Source organism: Sphingomonas sp. GW821-FHT12D09 (assembly GCF_058807215.1).
In genome coordinates, this window is the sequence record NZ_JBXAQL010000002.1 from 208644 (window position 1) to 227518 (window position 18875).

The following is an 18875-nucleotide window of genomic DNA, read 5'->3' on the forward strand; positions in this document are numbered from 1 at the left end:
ACCCCTTGCCCCTCCCTCGAAGGGAGGGGTGGAGAAGAGTTTGATGCGCTACCTGCCCCTTACCCAGCCTGACCGAGAGGCGATGCTCGGCGTCATCGGCGCCAAGTCGATCGACGACCTTTTCGTCGACGTCCCCGCCGCCGCCGTGCTCGACGGCCCGATCCCGGGCCTGCCGCTCCATGCCAGCGAGCTTGCGGTCGAGCGCCACATGACCAGGCTCGCGGCGAAGAACCTCGCCGCGGGGGCCGCGCCCTTCTTCCTCGGCGCGGGCGCCTATCGCCACCATGTGCCGGCCAGCGTCGATCACCTCATCCAGCGCGGCGAGTTCCTCACCGCCTACACGCCCTATCAGCCGGAAATCGCGCAGGGCACGCTGCAGATGATGTTCGAATTCCAGAGCCAGGTCGCGCGCCTGCTCGGCTGCGACGTCGCCAATGCCTCGATGTACGACGGCTCGACCGCGTGCTGGGAAGCCATCGTGATGGCGCGCCGCGTCACCAAGCGCGGCAAGGCTCTTCTCTCGGGCGGCCTCCACCCGCATTATGTCTCGGTCGCGCAGACGATGGCCAAGTTCACCGGCGACCAACTCGTCACCTCGGTGCCGACGCTGTCGCCGACCCCGGACACCGACGACCTGATCGCGCAGATCGACGACGACACCTCGTGCGTCGTGGTCCAGTACCCCGATATCCTCGGCCGCATCGCCGACCTGTCCAAGCTCGCCGAAGCCGCGCACGCCAGGAAAGCGTTGCTCGTCGCCGTGGTGACGGAGCCCGTCGCCCTTGGTGCGATCAAGTCGCCCGGCGAGATGGGCGCGGACATCGTCGTCGGCGAGGGCCAGTCGCTCGGCGTCGGCCTGCAGTTCGGCGGGCCGTATGTCGGCCTGTTCGCCTGCTCGGAGAAACTGGTCCGCCAGATGCCCGGTCGCCTCTGCGGTGAGACCGTCGATGCCGAGGGCAAGCGCGGCTATGTGCTGACGCTCTCCACCCGCGAGCAGCATATCCGCCGCGAGAAGGCGACGTCGAACATCTGCACCAGCTCGGTGCTGTGCGCGCTCGCCATGTCGGTGCACATGACCCTGCTCGGCGAGAAGGGCCTGCGCCAGCTGGCCGCGATCAACCATGCCGGCGCCTCGGCCGCCGCCGACCGGCTGGCCCAGGTGCCGGGCGTCGAGCTGGTCACCCCGACCTTCTTCAACGAGTTTACCCTGAAGTTGGCAAAGGAAGCGCGGCCGGTGGTTCGTACCCTGGCCGAACAGGGCATCCTCGCAGGTGTCTCGCTTGGTCGACTGTATCCTTCGGCCCCCGATCTTGGCACCGGCCTGATCGTCGCCGTCACCGAAACCAACACGGCGGAGGATGTCGAAACCTTTGCCTCCGCGCTCCAGGAGGTGCTGGCATGAGCACGATCAACCAGTCCGGCTGGCGCCCCACCACCCCGGAGGCGGGGGAAGCCAACACTTCGACCTTCACCGGCAACCGCGCGCTGATGCTCGAAGAGGCGCTGATCTTCGAGATCGGTTCGTCCGAAACCACCGGCGTTGATTTCGGCGAGGTGCCTGAAGGCAAGTCGCGCCTCGCCGGGCTCGAGCGCTCCGGCAAGATCGGCCTGCCGGGCCTGTCCGAGCCCGAGACGGTGCGCCACTACACCCGCCTCAGCCGCCAGAACTATGCGATCGACCTGGGCCTGTTCCCGCTCGGCTCGTGCACGATGAAGCACAATCCGCGCCTCAACGAGCGCATGGCGCGCCTGCCGGGCTTCGCCGACATCCACCCGCTCGCGCCCGTCGACACGGTGCAGGGCGCGCTGGAGGTCATCGACCAGCTCGCGCACTGGCTGATCACGCTCACCGGCATGCAGGCCGTGGCGATGAGCCCCAAGGCCGGCGCGCATGGCGAGCTGTGTGGCGTCCTCGCGATCCGCGCGGCGCTCGATGCGCGCGGCGAGCAGGCACGCAAGATCCTGCTGGTGCCGATCAGCGCGCATGGCACGAACCCGGCGACGGCGGCCTTTGCGGGCTTCACCGTCGAGGACATTCCCGCGACCGAGGACGGCCGCGTCGACCTGGAAGCGCTGAAGGCGCGACTGGGGCCGGACATCGCCGGGGTGATGATCACCAATCCGAACACCTGCGGCCTGTTCGAGCGCGAGATGAAGGAAATCTCGGACGCGGTGCATGCGGCGGGCGGCTATGTCTATTGCGACGGCGCCAATTTCAACGCGATCGTCGGCCGCGTCCGCCCGGGCGATCTCGGCATCGATGCGATGCACATCAACCTGCACAAGACCTTCTCGACTCCGCATGGCGGCGGCGGCCCGGGCTCGGGCCCGGTCGTGCTGTCCGAAGCGCTGGCGCCTTATGCGCCGCTGCCCTTCGTCGAGCGTGACGGCGACCAGTTCCGTCTGGTCGAGGAAGAGAGCGCGGGCGAGCATCATGCCGGCAGCTTCGGCCGCATGACGGCGTTCCAGGGCCAGATGGGCATGTTCACCCGCGCCCTGACCTATATCCTCAGCCACGGCGCCGACGGCCTGCGCCAGGTCGCCGAGGATTCGGTCCTCAACGCCAACTATATCCTGCGCTCGATGACCGACGTGCTCGACGCTCCCTTCGCCAAATATGGCCCGTGCATGCACGAGGCGATCTTCAGCGATAAGGGCCTGCCCGAAGGCCTGTCGACGATCGACATCGCCAAGGGGCTGATCGACGAAGGCTATCACCCGATGACGGTCTATTTCCCGCTCGTCGTCCACGGCGCGATGCTGGTGGAGCCGACCGAGACGGAGAGCAAGGCGACGCTCGATCAGTTCATCGGCGCGTTCCGCAGCGTGGCGGCCCGCGCAAAGAATGGGGACCCGACGATCAAGACGGCCCCGCACTTCGCCCCGCGCCGCCGCCTCGACGAGACGCTGGCCGCGCGCAAGCCGGTGCTGGCGTGGAAGGAACCGGTGGTCGCCGAAGCGGCGGAATAAGGCTCCGAACTATCCATCACTCGTCACCCTGAACTTGTTTCAGGGTGACGAGTGATGGGATCGGCGGCCGGCCATCAATGCTTCCGCCACAGCCAATCTGCGGACATACCCAGCCGCTCGCTCGCCTTGCCGGGCGGCGAGTCCAGCAGCGGAAACCGGTTCGCCGCGCGTGCGACCATACGCACCAGACGCCGTTCGTACCCGCGCAGCCGCCATTCCTCCAATCCCAGCCGCGCGATCAGCGGATCGGGCAACAGCTCCACCGCCGCGCGCAACAGCATACGCTGGAAGGGGCGGGCGATGCGCGGCAGCGCCGGTACCTCGCGCATGATCCCCAGGAACTCGGCGATGATCGGCGAGGGCACCAGCCGCGCGTCCATGACCGCGAACATCGCCGCCATCTTCGCCTCGCTGCTCGGCGCGCCCGTCGCACCGTAGAGCCGCGCGGCCAAGGCACCCTCGGCGAGCGCCGCGTCCCGTTCGCGATAGCTCAGCGTCTCGGCATAGGCATGATAGGCGTGGACGAAGCCATAGGACGCTGTGGCCTGCACCCAGTCGAGCAGCACCGGATCATTGGCGTGATAGGGCACGCCTTCGCTGGTCGTGCCGGTCACCCGGCCATGCGCGCGCACCACGCCGGCGATCATCGCCTCGGCCCGGCTCCTCGGCCCATAGACGGTCATCATCGCGGCAAGTCCGGTACGGCGAAGCCGGGTCAGCGCATCGGTGCGGAAGTTCGAGTGCTGCCACACCCCGTCGCGCACGCCCGGCTCGGCCAGTTCGAGGATCACTGCCGCGACACCGCCGATGAACAAGGTCACCGGGTTCTTGAACACCCGCCACGAAACCGAGTCCGCCGGCACCAGCGCCGGCTCGCCGGGAGGCGCGGCGAAGTCGAAATTCATTCCGGGCGCCGAGCCCATCATCTCGCTCGCCGCCGCGCCGATACGGCGGAGCACGGGGTCGGGAAGGCTGAGGGCGTCCATCATGCTGAGTCAACGTGCATCAGGCGCGCCGGTTCAGATCAGCGGCGGGCGTTCGCCCTGTAGGTGAGGTGGCGCTCGCGGAAACTCACCCGTGCAGCGGAGGCGACAACAAGGTGGAGCGCACAAGCCAATGCAAGCCGCGGTACTTATTCGTAGAAGGACGACACATCGACATTGATGTCGTCGATATGAACATCCTCGCCATCAATCCGGCCACGGAGTGTGGCAAGGTACCCGTCGCTCATTGAAACGCCGTCGTTGGAAGGACCATAGTTGAGTGTGACATAGATGTCCGCAGTGGCTTCGAAGTTGCCGCCTTCACTGACGACGATATTGCTCGGACCGGTATCGATCGCTTCCAACTCCGTTCGACCGGATAGGTCGCGTAGCCCATCCCAGGCGCCGAATTGATCAAGGTCAGCGTCGGACATCGCGTTGATCTTGGCAATGATGCGCGTCACAGCCTGCGCGTCATTTGAAGTTGGCTTTCGCAGCGCTGTCACTTGATCGCTCCCAGCCCAATTCCTCGACTGGCCTGCCAAGCCAGCCTTTGGCCCAATCCTGAGTCGAACCCTGGCAACGGTGTCATCTAACTCATACAAGTTGGTGCGGCGCGGCAATATCATTGCTGTGGCGCGGTAAGCCCTTGTCTTCCTTGTGATCTACCAAGGCTCAAATGTATGAGTTGACAGCGCTCGCGACGAGGCATAGCCAAATGTGACCGCTAACATCGCGCGATGCGATGGAGCTCAATGGCCCGGAAAGAGGCTTTCACAGGAGGGGATTTATGCACGCTCGAGTTGCGTCCCGTTTCACTGCACGTCGTCTGGCAATGGCCGCGGGCGTGCTGCTCGCCGGCACTGCCTGGCCTGCGCTCGCCCAAACCAGCACGACGCCTGCGGCCACAACGCCCGCCGCGCAGGACCGGGGCGTCCCCGAGGATGAGCAGCAGATCGTCGTCACCGGCTATCGCGCTTCGCTGCAAAGCTCGACCAACGCCAAGAAGAACTCGGTCGGCTTCACCGATTCGATCTTCGCCGAGGATATCGGCAAGTTCCCCGACACCAACATCGCCGAGAGCTTCAACCGTATCCCGGGCGTGACCATCGCGCGCGAAGTGACCGGTGAAGGCCTGAACGTCACGATCCGCGGCCTCGGCACCAACTTCACCCGCGTGCTGCTGAACGGCGCGCCGGTGGCGGTGGCGTCGACGGGCCGCACCGACTCGCAGAACACCAACCGCGAAGTCGATCTCGACATGTTCCCGACCGAGCTGTTCACCTCGCTGACAGTGAACAAGAGCGGGATCGCCGACCAGGTCGAGGGCGGCGCCGCCGGCACGGTCAACATGCGCAGCGCCCGGCCGTTCGATAAGAGCGGCACGCACGTCACCTATGGCGCGCAGCTGACCAAGAACACCAACAGCAAGGACTGGGGCTATCGCGGCTCGCTGCTCGGCAGCACCACGATGGGCGATTTCGGCATCCTGCTCGGCGTCGCTGGCGTGCACAACAAGGTGCGCACCACCGGTTTCGAGACGATCGGCTGGACCAACCCGAACCTCTCCGCGGCCCAGTGCGGAGCGGCAACCGGCTGCAATCCCACCGGCGGCGGCAACTGGACGATCCCGGCCACGGTGCCCGCCAATTCGGGTGCCGGCCTGATCACCGGCACGCCGATCGACCAGGCCTTCCTGCTCGCGCGCAACCCGGGCGCCACGATCTCGCAGATCGACAACGGCATCATCCCGCGTCTCGGCCGCCGGATGTTCGAGGAGGGCACCAAGGACCGGATCAACGCGATTGCCAGCCTCGAATACAAGGGCGAGAGCTTCCACGCCTATGTCGATGGCATGTTCGGCTGGAAGGACAACCAGCTCGAGCGCGTCGACATGAACTGGGTGGGCCGCAACGGCGCGGCCATCCCGCTCAACACGACTTATGACAAGTCGGACTGCACCGCGGGCTGCACGGTGACCAAGGGCACCTACGCCAATGCGCAGTGGTTCCTCGAATATCGCCCGTTCATCGAGAAGACCAAGTTCTGGGGCATCAATCCGGGCCTGGAATGGGAAGTCGCCGACAAGCTGAAGGTCGATATCGCCGGCAATTACACCTGGTCGAGCTTCCACCGCGAATCGCCCAGCGTCGTGGTGCTGACCGCGCCTAATTCGGGTGTGGTGGTGAATTACGACAACACCAGCGGCGACATCCCGTCGATCACCACGAACATCGACCTGAACAACCCGGCGAACTTCGCCTGGCCGGGCGGGCGCGTGAACATCCAGGACGAGAAGCGCAAGACCGAGACCAAGGGCGTGCGCGGCAACCTGACCTGGGGCGATCCGACCTTCAACCTGAAGATCGGCGCCGCCTATGACGACACGTCGCGCACGATCAACGCCTATGACAACAGCCAGGCCTGGCAGAACGCGGTGTGCGGCGATCGGCCGAGCGTGTTCGTGCCGTCGCCCAACACCCAGCCGCCGTGCAACGGCCTGGTCCAGGCCGGTGCGGCGCCGGCAGGCTATCCGACCTATCCGGCCTATGGCACCGGCTATTCGGCCGGATCGACCGGGCCGGTAACCTATGCCGGCTCGCTGATCTCGAACGCGCAACTGCCCGGCCTGCTGAGCCCGACCTCGGCCGGTTTCGTCACGGTGAACTGGGATGCGTTCAAGGCAGCGTCCAATTATGACGCCTTCCACGATGCCGCGCCCGAAGCGGGCTCGGCCAACACCGGCGCCAGCGGCGGCTATGTCCGCGAGAAGGTGCTCGGCGCGTACGGCGAAGTGAATGGCGATCTGCAGATCGGCGACAGCAACCACCTCAACTACAATGCCGGCGTCCGCTATGTGCGCACCGATCAGACGATCGGCGGGCGCGTCTCGCTCTCGGATCCCCGCAACTCGCAGGATCCGGACGGTGCCGGGCCGCTGCCCGCGGCCTGCCCGGGCACCGGCAATGTCCGTGACGGCAGCTGCTATCCGAACCTGGTGAATTTCGTCTACACGAACGCCAAGTACGACAACTGGCTGCCCTCGGTCAGCGGTGCCTTCCATATCGGCGATGCCGCCGTGGTCCGCGCCGCGGTATCGCGGACGATGACTCGGCCCAACCCGAACACGATGCTGCCGGGTCTCAACTTCTCGAGCCCTTCGGCCGATGTCGGCTCGGTCGGCAACCCGTCGCTGACGCCCTATCTGTCGACCAATATCGACCTGGGCTTCGAATATTACACGGGCAAGGAAGGCTATGTCGGCTTCACCGCCTTCCGCAAGGCAGTGACGGGCTTCACCACTACCGGCACGACCACGGTGCCCTTCTCGGCACTCGGCGCGTATGGCGTGACCTTCGATACGCTGACGCCGACGCAGCAGGCCGCGATCAACTCGCGCGGCGGCGCGAACAGTGCCACCGTGGTGCTCTCGCAGCAGGTCAACGCCACCGGTACACTCAAGGTCAACGGCCTCGAAGTGAACTGGGTGCAGCCGCTCGACTTCCTGCTCGGCCGGCTGGGCCTCGAGGGCTTCGGGTTCAACGCGAACCTGACGCTGATCGACCAGACCGGATCGGGCGCCGCCCCGGCCGTGGCGGTGGGCGTCTCGCCGGTGACCTACAACATCACCGGCTATTACGAGAAGGGCGGGATCAACGTCCGCCTGTCGACCACCTTCCAGCGTGGCTCGGTCTCGTCGGATGCCAACCAGAACGGCATCGCGCTCGCCCGGCTCTATTCGGACGATTACCAGCAGTTCGATCTGTCGGCATCGGTCGATTTCGCCGAGCTGCTCGACATGAAATGGGCGCCGCAACTGACGCTCGACGTGATCAACCTCACCAAGGCGCAGCAACGCAGCTACTTCCAGTTCGAGAACGCTGCCTTCACGCTCTACGATCCGGGCCGTCAGGTCATGATCGGGCTGCGGGGTCGCTTCTAGGTCCCAAGGCAAAGGGGGAGTGGCGGCCGGGGCGCAAACCGGCCGCCGCTGCCGCACCTCTCTTCAACCCCATCGGGGCCGTCTTCGGGCGGCCTCTTTTTTGTGCGCGCGAACCGGGCTAGCGCTGTTGCATGGCAGAGGAAAAGCTGATCGCCGGCATCGAGCTGGGCGGCACCAAATGCGTGGCGCTGCTCGCCACCGGGCCGGGGGATGTGCGCGACCGGGTGACCATTCCCACCACCGATCCGGCGACGACGCTGGCGGGCATCGAAGCCGTGCTTGATCGCTGGAGCTTCGATGCGATCGGCGTGGCGAGCTTCGGCCCGGTCGGACTCGATCCGGCACGCGCCGATTATGGCGCGATCACCGCGACGACCAAGCCGGGTTGGAGCGGAACCGATCTGATCCGCCGGCTGGGGACGCGCTATGCCAAACCGATCGGCTTCCAGACTGACGTGAACGGCGCCGCGCTGGCCGAAGGTCGCTGGGGCGCCGCGCAGGGCATGGCCGCGCATGCCTATATCACGATCGGCACCGGCGTCGGTGTCGGGTTGGTTACGGGCGGGCGGCCGGTGATGGGCTGGGCGCATGGCGAAGCCGGCCATATGCGCGTGCCCCGCGCGCCGGGCGACAACTATGCCGGCTGGTGCCGCTTCCATGGCGACTGCCTCGAGGGGCTGATCGCCGGTCCCGCACTCGCCGAGCGCTTCGGTGTGCCGGGCGACCAGCTACCGGACGATGGGCCTGTATGGGACCTGTTCGTCCACGATCTCGCGGGGATGCTCCACAATCTCGTCGTCACCGCCGCACCCGAGCGGATCGCGATCGGCGGCGGTGTGGTGGCGGCGCGCGCGTATCTGTTCCCAAAGCTGCGCGTGCGGCTGGTGGCGAGCCTGGGCGGCTATGGCGCGCTCGCCGAATGGGCGGAGGATATTGATGCGCGTGTCGGCATGCCGGGTTTGGGCACGATGGCTGGGCCCTTGGGTGCGATCGCGGTGGGGCTCGACTCACGCGCTTGAACACCTCCGTCATCCCCGCGAAGGCGGGGATTCAGAATCACGAAGGACGTCGCTCTATTACCCTGGATCCCCGCCTTCGCGGGGATGACGAGTAATGTGGGAGGGGAACGGCGCCCCTTAAATTACGTCCATCTCCGAATTATAATGGTGCCAGGCCAGCACCGCCGCAGCGCCGCGGTGCGGGCGCCAGGCCTCCGCGACTTCGCGCGTCAGCTTTTCGCTCGGCCGCTCGGCATGTCCAAGGATGCGCCCGACTTCGATCTGCACCGCCAGGTCCCCCGCGGGCCAGATGTCGGGCCGCCCCTCGGCGAAGAGCAGATAGACTTCGGCCGACCAGCGCCCGATTCCCTTGATCCGGACGAGCGCTGCGATCGCTTCCTCGTCATCCTCGGGCAGGTTCGCCAGGTCGAGCCGGCCGCTCGTAACCTCCTCGGCCAGGCTGCGCGCATAGGCGGCCTTTTGCCGTGACAGCCCTGCCGCGCGCAGCTGCTCGTCGCTGACGCGGGCGATGGTGCCGGGGTCGGCGAGGTCGCCCAGCTGCGCCGCCATCTTGTTCCAGATCGATTGCGCCGCGGCGACGCTCACCTGCTGGCCGATGATCGTGCGCAGCAGCGTCGCATAGCCGCGCTCGCGGATGCGGGGCGGGGGATAGCCGACCCGACCGATCGCCGCGGCGATCAAGGGCTCGTGGGTCGCCAACGTATCCAGCGCCGTACGGAGCTGATCCGCGGTCAGGCCCATGGCGCGCCGCCTTGCGAAGCGCAGGTTTCGGCGGCATGGACGAAGGCGAACCAGGAGAATGTCATGCCCAAGCTTATCGTCGTGACCCGGGATGGAGAAGAGCGCGAGGTCATGGGCGATGCGGGCCTGAGCGTGATGGAAGTGATCCGCGAGAGCGGCTTCGACGAGCTGCTCGCGCTATGCGGCGGTTGCTGCTCGTGCGCGACCTGCCACGTCCATGTCGACCCGGAATTTGCGGCCAAACTCCCCAAGATGAGCATGGACGAAGACGATCTCCTCGACAGCGCCGGCGACCGCGACGCGACCTCGCGCTTGTCGTGCCAGATCCCGTTCACCGACGAACTGGACGGCCTGCGCGTAAAGATCGCGGAGGAAGATTGAGCGAGCGGGTACTTTCCCGCTTCTTATCTTCGTCATCCCCGCGAAGGCGGGGATGACGGGATATGGGGCGCTTCGCGAAGCTACCCCCGCACGCTCACCGCATACAGGGAAATCGCCGCGGCGTTCGACACGTTGAGGCTCTCGACCTTGTTCGAGATCGGCAGCTTGGCCAGTTCGTCGCAATGCGCCTCGGTATTCTGGCGCATGCCTTCGCCCTCGGCGCCGAGCACCAGCGCGATCTTGCGCTGGCCGCCCATCACATCGGCGAGGTTGCCCGTGGCATGGCCGGTCAGGCCGACGCGCCAGAAGCCCGCCTCTGCGATCTCGTCCAACGCCCGCGCCAGGTTCACCACCCGCACCCAGGGCACTACTTCCAGCGTCCCCGCCGCCGCACGGGCGAGCGTGCCCGTTTCCGAAGGCGAATGCCGGTCCTGCGTCACGATGCCGAGCGCGTCGAACGCCGCCGCCGAGCGCAGGATCGCGCCGACATTGTGCGGATCGGTCACCTGGTCGAGCACGAGCAGCGGGCGGATATCCTCTGCCCCTTGCGCGAGCAGGTCGCCCAGCCAGATGTCCTCGAGCGGGTCGACTTCGGCGACCAGCCCCTGGTGCGGCGCGTCGCTCGGCACCAGCCGGCCGAGATCGGCGACGTCGGCGAAGGTGATCGGAATCGTCGTCGGGATGTCGAGCCCGCCCAGCGCCTCGCGCGTGCCCCAGATCTTGCGCACCACGCGCTCGGGATTGTCGAGCGCCGCCAGCACCGCGTGCCGGCCATAGAAACGGGGCCGGTTCGACGATGCCTGGCTCGGCCGGTGTCCACGCTTGGCCATCAATGTGCTCCCGGTGCTGGGTAGAAGTCGTCCGAAGCCTTGGGCTCGGTCGCCAGCGGCAGGCGCGGCAGCGGCTCCGGCGCGTTGGCTGCATTGACCAGGAAGGCGGCGAGGATGATCGCGCCTTGGCGCATGTCCTCGGACTTCAGATGGTCGAACGTGTCGACATCGGTGTGGTGCACCGTCGAGCCGTAATCGAGCGGGTCCTGGATGAACTGGAAGGCGGGGATGCCCACCGCATCGAAGAACACATGGTCGGTGCTGCCGGTGCGGCCCGTCGCCACCTTGGTCGCGCCCATCGAGTTGAACGGGGCCAGCCAGTCGCGGAAGATCGGCACCACCGCCGTGTTGCCCTGGGTATAGATGCCGCGGATCTTGCCCGAGCCGTTGTCGAGGTTGAAGTACGCCGCCAGCTTGGCGTGGTCGGCGCCTGGCTTGATCGGGAAGGCCTTGCTCCAGCCCATGTAGCGGCCGATGCCGGTGAGCGCGGGATCCACCGGGCGCGTCGCGACATGCCCTTCGACATAGGCCATCGAGCCGAGCAGGCCCTGTTCCTCGCCAGACCACAAGGCGAAGCGGATGCTGCGCTTGGTCTTGATCCCCGATGCCTTGATGATGCGCGCGGCCTCCATCACCATCGATACGCCCGCGGCATTGTCCGCGGCGCCGTCGCCCATCGCCCAGCTGTCCATATGCGCGCCAGCCATCACATAGCCGGCCTTGGCATCGGTGCCGGGGATGTCGGCCAAGATGTTGTAGGCCTTGGTGTCGCTGTCGTCGAACGTGACGTCGCTGTTCAGCTCGAGGCTGGGGGCCACGCCCATCTTCGCCAGGCGGGCGAGGCGGCGATAGTCCTCGGCCGCGATCTCGAAGCCGGGCAGCGGCGGCGTGGCGCCGACCTGGAACTGGCTGTTCTGGCCGTGGACCAGCTTGCCGTTGCGCGCCGACATCGTGGCATAGGCGACCGCACCCTCGGCCTTCAGGAAGGCATCCCGCTTGGCGGTGAAGGCGAAGCGCGCGGCGGCCGGCGGGCGGCGATTGGCGGTGGCCGGGCCATTGGCCATCTGGAAGGTATCCGCCTTGTCGAGCGCGGCATCGTCCAGGCGGCGGAAGTCCGGGTCGGTGGCATCGGTGATTTCGGCCGGCTCGCTGATCAGCACGATCTTGCCCTGCAGCTTGCCCTTGTACTGGGCGAGCGCCGCTTCGTCGGCCATCGGCGCGAGCACGACCTGGCCGGTGACCGGCCCGTTGGTGCCCGGCGTCCAGGCGAGCGGGGCGGCGACCAGGGTGAGCGGACGCGGCGCGACCATCTTTACGCTGGCATTTTTGGCGGACCAGCCGCGGCCGAACTCGAAGCCTTCCTTGTGGACATTCGTCAGGCCCCATTCGCGGAACTTGGCCTGGGTCCAGTCTTCGGCCTGGCGCATCGAGGGCGAATTGGTCAGGCGCCCGCCGATCACGTCGCTCAGATATTGCGCGATGCGCATCACTTCGCTGTGGTTGGTGCCTTCGTCGACGATCTGGTCGATCGGCGCGGTCGGCCCGTCCGGACCCTTGGCGATGGCGAGCGGCGCGATCGCGGTTGCAGCAAGCAGCGTGGCGATGGCGAAGGAAAATCGGCGCATGGGGCCCCCCGGAGAGTATCTGTTTGGAAGCGGCGGACGCTATTCGTCACAAAGCCTGTGCGCAAGGCGTTGACAGGCGTCCATCGCTTCGGCAATGGACCGCGCTCTCGCCGAACGGCGCCATGGACAGGTGGCCGAGTGGTTAAAGGCAGCAGACTGTAAATCTGCCCGTGCAAGCGTACGCTGGTTCGAATCCAGCCCTGTCCACCACCTTCCAAGCCAGCTTTCCCAATGGGTTAGCTGGCTTTGTCGTATCTGGGGCTGGGCCGCCCATACGACATGAGGCCGGAAGCGGACTGACCGCTCCCGACCTCATTCATGGAAGGCCGGCTTGGGGCGAGCCAGTCCCGCCCCGCGCGCTTACAGCCCGTCGACGCTCTTGCTGACCAGCACGTTCACCGCGACGCGGCGATTCTGCGCCTTGCCTTCGGGCGTGTCGTTGCTCGCCAGCGGATCCGCCTTGGCCATGCCCGTCGGTGTCAGCATGCGATAGGGCTTCCAGCCGCAGACCTGCTGCAGATAGTTGATGACGCGGCTGGCGCGCTTCTCGCTGAGCTCCTGGTTGAAGTCGTCGCCGCCGGTCGAATCGGTATAGCCGACGACCAGCAGCAGCGCATTCTCCGTCTGGTCGGCCGAGCTTGCCGCGGCACAAAGCTCCGCCTTGTCGTGCGCGGACAGGTCCGTCCGGCCGACATCGAAGTGCACGTTCGTCGTCGCCTTGACGTTGTACTTGTCGATGTCGCCCATCCGGCCGCGCAGCGCCTCGGTCGCCGCGGATTGTTCCTCGAAGCCCTGCGCGGTTCCGCTCGCGATCATCGTCGCGGTCCGCAGATCGTTCTTCTTGAGGCTGATCTGGCTGGCATAGAGCTCGCCGCCCGCTTCGGCGCCGCGCGGCTGCAGCGTCTTGACGGTAACCGGCAGCCCGTTGAGCAGCGACTTCGCGGCAAGCTTGTTGCCGCCGCCAAAGATGCCGCTGCCGGACTTGATCCGCGTCGTATCGGTGATCGCGATGATCGTGCTCGCGCCCTCGGCGGTCGCGATCTTCACCCGGTCGCCATTGCGCGCGACGATGACGCCCTTGATTTCGGGTCCCGGGACCAGCTCGGACGGCGCGGGGCCGTTCACGACGATATTGGAATCAGGCGCGTTCTGCTGCTGCGCATAGGCGCTGCCCGACACCGAAACGGCCAGCATCGCGACCAGGAAGCGAACTCCCGGTTTTTTGGAAATGACACGCATTGAGAGCAACCTCCTTCAAACTGCCCCCGCCGGCAAAACCATGCGTGTTCGGATAAAGCTGTCCGCCAGATGAACGAGCCCGGAGAGGTGGTTGGTTGAGGGGGTGGCTCGGGCATTGAGCGCGACGAGCCGAAAGGAGAGGTCATGTCTACCGCGTGCTCCCCTGAAGCGAACGGCTGCTTTCGCCCAATAGCGGACGGTGGAGATCGGCGCTACAACTGCATAAATGCTGCTTGTCCCCGTTCTCATTTTAGGCGCTCTGCCGAGCGCGGCGACCGGCTCTAGGGATGTCGTCAGTGTAGGCACTATGAGGCTTTGCCGTTCTACGGCCATCGACGCTACTATCAGTTCGGACAGGTATACGGGGCAGCCCGTTGCTCTGATCCAACTGAATGACAATGGGAAAGCGACCTTCGCCCGCCTGACCACGCAGGCGAAGGGCAAACGCCTGTCTGTTACGCTGAACGGCGCCGCGGTTGCCGAGCCATTGATCTTGGAGCCTGTTATGGGGGGCGTGTTTGTGATCTCTGGTCCCGACAAGGTAGTGTTGGAGCAGATCGTAAAAGCGGTGACGAGCGACTGCTAACCACCCAATAACCGAGGTCCAGCTGCCGACTGATCGAATGGCAGGTCTCGGGATCGGCATCGACGCTGTCGACCGGCCGATATTGGAGCGCTTAGCTGCCATGCAAGCATCGCCGCCTGAATGGCGGAAACACGCAGTAGTGGTTTTCTGCACCTACCGCCCCTGCTCGCGGCGCCCCTGCAGATACGCAATGATATCCGCGCGATCGAGCGGATCGGGCACGCCGGCGAACTGCATGTTCGTGTCCGGCACCACCGCCCTCGGATCGGCGATCCAGGCATCGAGCGTCGCCGCATCCCATCTGCCGCCCGCGTTCCGCAGCGCCGCCGTGTAGCTGAACCGCGGGCTGTTCTGCCCCATCGGCTGGCCGTAGGCGCCATAGAGGTTCGGCCCGCCCAGATCGGGCGCGCCGGGGCTGGCGCGGTGGCAGGCCGCGCACCGGCCGAACTTCCGCTCGCCGGCCTGGGTATCGGCGACCTTCATCAGCGCCGCCAGCGAAGGATTGGGGCCGGCCTTGCGCAACCGCTCCTCGCGCGCATCGTCGGTGCAGCCGGCGAGCAGCACTGCGGCGATCAGGGCACGGGCGGGAAAGCCATTCGGCATGCGCCTAGGCCTAGGCGCCGTTGTACCCAAGCTCCATGGGGCGAATCGTCCACGCCCTCCGCCCACGTCCCCGCAAAGGCGGGGACCCGGAATCATCATCGGGTGTCGCTCTGTTATCCTGGATTTCCACCTTCGAAGGGATCATGGACTACCGGGGCGATCCGCTGGGGGCGCGGTGCCGGCGGCCGCGCTAATATCCGATGCCCGGGCCTGGCACGTAAAAGCCATAGCCCTCCAGGTTTGCGCCAAGCGCCGCGAAGTACAGGCATTCATCCTGGGGCTCTTCGCCTCCCCAAGGAATGTAAAGCGCTTCCCTTTCAACGGAAACGGATAAGGCGCTGGGCTTGGCCCGGCAGAATTTTTCCAGCTCCCGCGCAAAATCTTCAAGGGAGCCTTTGCCCGGCACGAATTGCGGTGGGTTTCTGCCCGGGCGATGTTCTCGCACCCAGGCTATTCCGGCCTTCCGCGCATAGATCAGGGATTCGGCCTTCCATGCATGCCCGAAGGCGCGCTCGAACTGCGCGCCTGATCGGCGCAACCCATAGTTCGCTTGCATGAGCGTGCGCGCCAGGCACCGCATCTTATGCGCAGGGTAGGGCGGATCGACGCTGAAGACCAAATAATCGCTGCGCCTTCCGTTCACCCGTTCGCCGATCTGCCTGGCATCTGCCGGGTCGATCGCACAGTCTCGAAGGCCTGCGATCAGGCGCTGATCCGTCATGGTCACCGGCTTGGCCGGCTTTCTGGCTGAATCACCACAGCCCGTAAGCAATATGGTAGACGCGAAGAACCAAAGGCATCTCATGGGCGATGGGTAGCAATGCGGCGGCGCGCCGGCCAGGCGGCGGCAAGCGCTACCACCATGCAGTGCATCGGCCACCGCACGGAGCCGTCACTCCCTTAACGGCCGCCGCCTCAGATCCGGTTCGCCCGCGCGATCGCCCCCAGATGCAGCGCGCTCGGCCGCGGCGTGCGCTTGAACGTCTCGCGGTCCACCGCGACCAGCCCGAACGGCACACCATAGCCCGAAGTCCACTCGAAATTGTCGAGCAGCGACCAGTAGAGGTAGGAGTGCACCGGAATGCCCTCGTCCAGGCATTGCCGCACGCCGTCCAGTGCCTGGTCGATGAACGCGATGCGGCGCGCGTCGTCCTTGGCCGCTATGCCGCTCTCGGTCACGTAGATCGGCTTGCCGATCTCGCGGTGCGCCCAGCGGATCGTGTTGGCCAGCGCCTGGGGATAGAATTCATACCCTGCCATCGTCATCTCGGCGTCCCTGGCCGGCGGCACCATGCCGTTCGCATCGAACAGGAAGCGGGTATAGGTCTGCACGCCGAAGAAATCGGCGGCCTCGCGCGCCACCGCCACCCAGTCTCCGTACAACTGGTCTCGGAAGTGCGCGGCGCGCTCCGGCGTGTCGGCCTGCACGTCCTGCGTCGTCAGCGTGATGCCGACGGGGAGGGCGGGGCGCACTTCCTTGATCGCGGCATAGGCCTGGCGGTGCGCCGCCTGCATGATCGGCGTGACAATCTCCGCGTCCGCATAGGCCAGTCGCGAGAACTTCGGCGAATTGGTCGCCCTGGCCGCGGCGGCGATGGCGGCCTTCACCTTGGGCACGACCGCGCTGTAGCCCGGCATCAGGTCGACCAGCAGGCGGATATTCGCTTCGTTGAAGGTCGTCGCCATATGCATCAGCCCGCCCAGCCGCTCGGCGACCTTGCGGCAATAGCGGGCGAAGAGCTGGGGCGCGTCCGCCACTTCGAAGCCGCCGCGCATCGCGAACCACAAGGGCGTGGTGAAGTGGTTGAGCGTTACGATCGGCCGCAGGCCATGCGCGCGGCAGCTCTCGAGCATGCGGGCATAATGATCGAGCTCGGCATACGAGAAATGCCTCTCGCTCGGCTCGATCCGCGCCCATTCGACGCCCAGGCGGTAGGAATTGAAGCCGAGCTTCGCGGCCAGCGCAAAGTCCTCGGCATAGCGATGATAGCTATCGGTGGCGTCGCCCGAGCGCTCCTTGAACATGCTCGGCTGCAGGTTCTCCATCAGCCAGGCGTCGGCGTTGGTGTTGTTGCCTTCGCTTTGATAGGCGGAGATCGCCGTGCCCCACAAAAAGCCCGGAGGGGCCGGTTTGCGGCGAAGGATGGCCGCGTCCGCCGAGGGGATGCCCCCGGCGGCTCCGAGTGCGGCGGCAGCGATCAGCTCGCGCCGCCCCAGTCGGAGGGCGTCGGTCACCGCGCCGCGGCCGAGACCGGGGCGCTGCCGGTGGCGGCGGCCACCTCGCGCTCGGCCTGGGTGAAGCCATAGGCGGGGACGATCTCGCCGCTACGATCGGTGACCGAAGCCCAGCTGGCGACGACCTGCTCGCCGGCAGTGTCGCTCCGGCCGATCTGGACGCCTTCGGTCAGCGTCACGTGCGCAGCGGCGAAATGGCCGGCGCCGGCGCACAGGATCGCGCGGGTAGGGGCGTCTTCGCCGACCAGCGCCAGCAGGCCGGGGCTCACCAGGTCGGGGGCGAGCAGGGCAAGGCTCTCGGCACCCAGCACGCCTTCGGTCATTCCGGTCGCCGCTGTTGGCGCCAGGCTGTTGACCTTGATTCCGTACTTCTCGCCTTCGATCGCGAGGGTCTGCATCAGGCCGACCAGCGCCATCTTGGCGGCGCCGTAATTCGCCTGGCCGAAATTGCCGTAGAGGCCGGAGGACGACGTGGTCATGACGATGCGGCCGTAATTCTGCGCGCGCATCGTCTCCCAGACGGCCTTGCTGCAGATGGCGGCGCCGATCAGATGGACTTCCACGATCAGGCGGAACTCCTCCATGGTCATCTTGGCGAAGCTCTTGTCGCGCAGGATGCCGGCATTGTTGACCAGGATGTCGATGCGGCCCCACAGCCGCACCGTCTCGGTGACCATCGCCGCGACGGCGGGCTCGTCGGTGACCGAGAAGGCCATCGCCAGCGCTTCGCCGCCGGCCGCGCGAATTTCCGCGGCCACTGCGTCCGCTGCGGGCTGCGACAGATCGTTGACCAAAACCTTGGCGCCCTGGCTTGCGAGGTACAGCGCATGGCAGCGCCCCAGACCTCCGCCTGCACCCGTGACAATGGCTACTCGACCCGACAGCGACATCCCGCATTCCTTTTGATTTTGACGGACCGCTTCCTAAGCCTGCAATCATTCACTCGCAAGCTAGCGAATTATGATTCAAAGCGTGGTCCGGCGCCAACTTGGCACACAAAGGCGTTCAGTCGGTCCGCTTGCAGATGTCGAGGAAGCCGGCGGCCAGGAAGCTCGCCATCCGCTCCTTCACCGCCTCGAAATCGTCCGAATGGCAGATGCCGCCGGAGAGCTTGTCGATCCGCCCGGTGCGCGCCAGCGTCAGCGTCAGCGCGCCGGTAACGAAGTGATATCCCCAGAAAATATCCTCGTCGGCGCAGCCGGGCAGGGCCTGTTTGAGCAGGCCGATCAGGCGCAGCACGACGGGGTCGAAATGCTCGTCCATCAGGTCCGCGCCCCAGGCCGGGGTGTTGGCGACTTGCGCGGCGAGCTTGGCATAGTTCTTCCAGCTCTCGCCCCCCTGGATATAGGTGTCGAGGTCGGTATCGAGGAACGCCCGCAGTGCCCCTTCCACCGTGGGCTTGCCGGCCGATGCCTTGTCATAGGCATCGAGCGCATCCATCCGCCGCCCGGCCGTCACCACCGCACGACGGGCGAAGACGGCGTCGAACAGCGCCTTCTTGTCGGTGAAATAGTAATTGAGCAGCGTGTGGTGGACGCCGACCTGCTTGGCCACGTCCTTGAGCGTCACGCCATAGAGCCCATGCTGCGAGAACAGCGCCTCGGCAGCGTCGTAGATCTGCTCCATCGTCTCGGCGCGCTGCTCCGCCTTGCGGGAGCGGCGAACGGGCTTGGCGGTCTCGGTCACTTGCCCGTCCTTCCCGTCTACGGGCCCAGCGTCA

The 18875-nt window shown here is 66.2% G+C and carries 17 protein-coding genes and 1 tRNA gene; 7 read left to right on the forward strand and 11 right to left on the reverse strand.

The window, feature by feature from the left end; all coding sequences use genetic code 11:
• Positions 1-43 precede the first annotated feature (43 nt).
• Together gcvPA and gcvPB are read left to right on the forward strand one after the other, a co-directional pair.
• On the forward strand, positions 44-1402 hold the full coding sequence (gene gcvPA, locus AC1RPL_RS10835; RefSeq protein WP_493069315.1) for an aminomethyl-transferring glycine dehydrogenase subunit GcvPA: 1359 nt from the start codon (positions 44-46) through the stop codon (positions 1400-1402).
• Positions 1399-2970: an aminomethyl-transferring glycine dehydrogenase subunit GcvPB gene (gene gcvPB, locus AC1RPL_RS10840; RefSeq protein WP_493069316.1), complete on the forward strand. Its 1572-nt coding sequence runs from the start codon at positions 1399-1401 to the stop codon at positions 2968-2970. Before gcvPA ends, gcvPB begins: the two co-directional genes overlap by 4 nt.
• A gap of 74 nt (positions 2971-3044) precedes the next feature.
• Here gcvPB and AC1RPL_RS10845 read toward each other — a convergent pair whose 3' ends face one another.
• Both AC1RPL_RS10845 and AC1RPL_RS10850 read right to left on the reverse strand, forming a co-directional pair.
• Positions 3045-3959, reverse strand: a complete 915-nt coding sequence (locus tag AC1RPL_RS10845; RefSeq protein WP_493069317.1) for an oxygenase MpaB family protein — start codon at positions 3957-3959, stop codon at positions 3045-3047.
• A gap of 143 nt (positions 3960-4102) precedes the next feature.
• Positions 4103-4459, reverse strand: coding sequence for a hypothetical protein (locus tag AC1RPL_RS10850; RefSeq protein ID WP_493069318.1), 357 nt, complete (start codon positions 4457-4459; stop codon positions 4103-4105).
• Positions 4460-4743: 284 nt separating this feature from the next.
• On the opposite strand from AC1RPL_RS10850, the gene AC1RPL_RS10855 reads away from it, so the two are divergent.
• Both AC1RPL_RS10855 and AC1RPL_RS10860 read left to right on the forward strand, forming a co-directional pair.
• Complete coding sequence (locus AC1RPL_RS10855; protein ID WP_493069319.1) at positions 4744-7896, forward strand: TonB-dependent receptor; 3153 nt, start codon at positions 4744-4746, stop codon at positions 7894-7896.
• A 131-nt stretch (positions 7897-8027) separates the two neighbouring features.
• Positions 8028-8915, forward strand: a complete 888-nt coding sequence (locus tag AC1RPL_RS10860; RefSeq protein ID WP_493069320.1) for an ROK family protein — start codon at positions 8028-8030, stop codon at positions 8913-8915.
• Positions 8916-9032: 117 nt separating this feature from the next.
• Here AC1RPL_RS10860 and AC1RPL_RS10865 read toward each other — a convergent pair whose 3' ends face one another.
• Positions 9033-9656 (reverse strand): DNA-3-methyladenine glycosylase family protein, encoded by a 624-nt coding sequence (locus AC1RPL_RS10865; protein ID WP_493069321.1) that lies wholly within the window; start codon positions 9654-9656, stop codon positions 9033-9035.
• Positions 9657-9719: 63 nt separating this feature from the next.
• On the opposite strand from AC1RPL_RS10865, the gene AC1RPL_RS10870 reads away from it, so the two are divergent.
• Positions 9720-10037, forward strand: a complete 318-nt coding sequence (locus tag AC1RPL_RS10870) for a 2Fe-2S iron-sulfur cluster-binding protein (protein WP_493069322.1) — start codon at positions 9720-9722, stop codon at positions 10035-10037.
• Between the two features lie 80 nt (positions 10038-10117).
• On the opposite strand, the gene rlmB is transcribed toward AC1RPL_RS10870, so the two are convergent.
• Both rlmB and AC1RPL_RS10880 read right to left on the reverse strand, forming a co-directional pair.
• Complete coding sequence (gene rlmB / locus AC1RPL_RS10875) at positions 10118-10867, reverse strand: 23S rRNA (guanosine(2251)-2'-O)-methyltransferase RlmB (protein ID WP_493069323.1); 750 nt, start codon at positions 10865-10867, stop codon at positions 10118-10120.
• Entirely contained in the window at positions 10867-12492 is a 1626-nt protein-coding gene (locus tag AC1RPL_RS10880) for a M20/M25/M40 family metallo-hydrolase (RefSeq protein WP_493069324.1), read from the reverse strand. Before AC1RPL_RS10880 ends, rlmB begins: the two co-directional genes overlap by 1 nt.
• A 124-nt stretch (positions 12493-12616) precedes the next feature.
• On the opposite strand from AC1RPL_RS10880, the gene AC1RPL_RS10885 reads away from it, so the two are divergent.
• Positions 12617-12702, forward strand: a tRNA-Tyr gene (locus tag AC1RPL_RS10885).
• 150 nt (positions 12703-12852) lie between these two features.
• Here AC1RPL_RS10885 and AC1RPL_RS10890 read toward each other — a convergent pair.
• On the reverse strand, positions 12853-13731 hold the full coding sequence (locus AC1RPL_RS10890; protein ID WP_493069325.1) for an OmpA family protein: 879 nt from the start codon (positions 13729-13731) through the stop codon (positions 12853-12855).
• 226 nt (positions 13732-13957) lie between these two features.
• Between AC1RPL_RS10890 and AC1RPL_RS10895 the strand changes: the two genes are divergently transcribed.
• A complete protein-coding gene (locus AC1RPL_RS10895; RefSeq protein WP_493069326.1) occupies positions 13958-14317 on the forward strand; it encodes a SecDF P1 head subdomain-containing protein in 360 nt (119 codons plus the stop codon).
• A gap of 153 nt (positions 14318-14470) precedes the next feature.
• Here AC1RPL_RS10895 and AC1RPL_RS10900 read toward each other — a convergent pair whose 3' ends face one another.
• From AC1RPL_RS10900 to AC1RPL_RS10920, 5 genes are all read right to left on the reverse strand, one after another.
• On the reverse strand, positions 14471-14920 hold the full coding sequence (locus AC1RPL_RS10900) for a c-type cytochrome (RefSeq protein WP_493069327.1): 450 nt from the start codon (positions 14918-14920) through the stop codon (positions 14471-14473).
• Positions 14921-15110: 190 nt separating this feature from the next.
• Positions 15111-15641: a hypothetical protein gene (locus tag AC1RPL_RS10905; RefSeq protein ID WP_493069328.1), complete on the reverse strand. Its 531-nt coding sequence runs from the start codon at positions 15639-15641 to the stop codon at positions 15111-15113.
• A gap of 194 nt (positions 15642-15835) precedes the next feature.
• Positions 15836-17155 carry a glycoside hydrolase family 1 protein gene (locus AC1RPL_RS10910; protein ID WP_493069329.1) on the reverse strand — a complete coding sequence of 440 codons (1320 nt, stop codon included), beginning with the start codon at positions 17153-17155 and terminating at the stop codon, positions 15836-15838.
• Positions 17152-18045 carry an SDR family NAD(P)-dependent oxidoreductase gene (locus tag AC1RPL_RS10915; protein WP_493069330.1) on the reverse strand — a complete coding sequence of 298 codons (894 nt, stop codon included), beginning with the start codon at positions 18043-18045 and terminating at the stop codon, positions 17152-17154. Before AC1RPL_RS10915 ends, AC1RPL_RS10910 begins: the two co-directional genes overlap by 4 nt.
• Positions 18046-18160: 115 nt before the next feature.
• Positions 18161-18841, reverse strand: a complete 681-nt coding sequence (locus AC1RPL_RS10920; RefSeq protein WP_493069331.1) for a TetR/AcrR family transcriptional regulator — start codon at positions 18839-18841, stop codon at positions 18161-18163.
• Positions 18842-18875 lie beyond the last annotated feature (34 nt).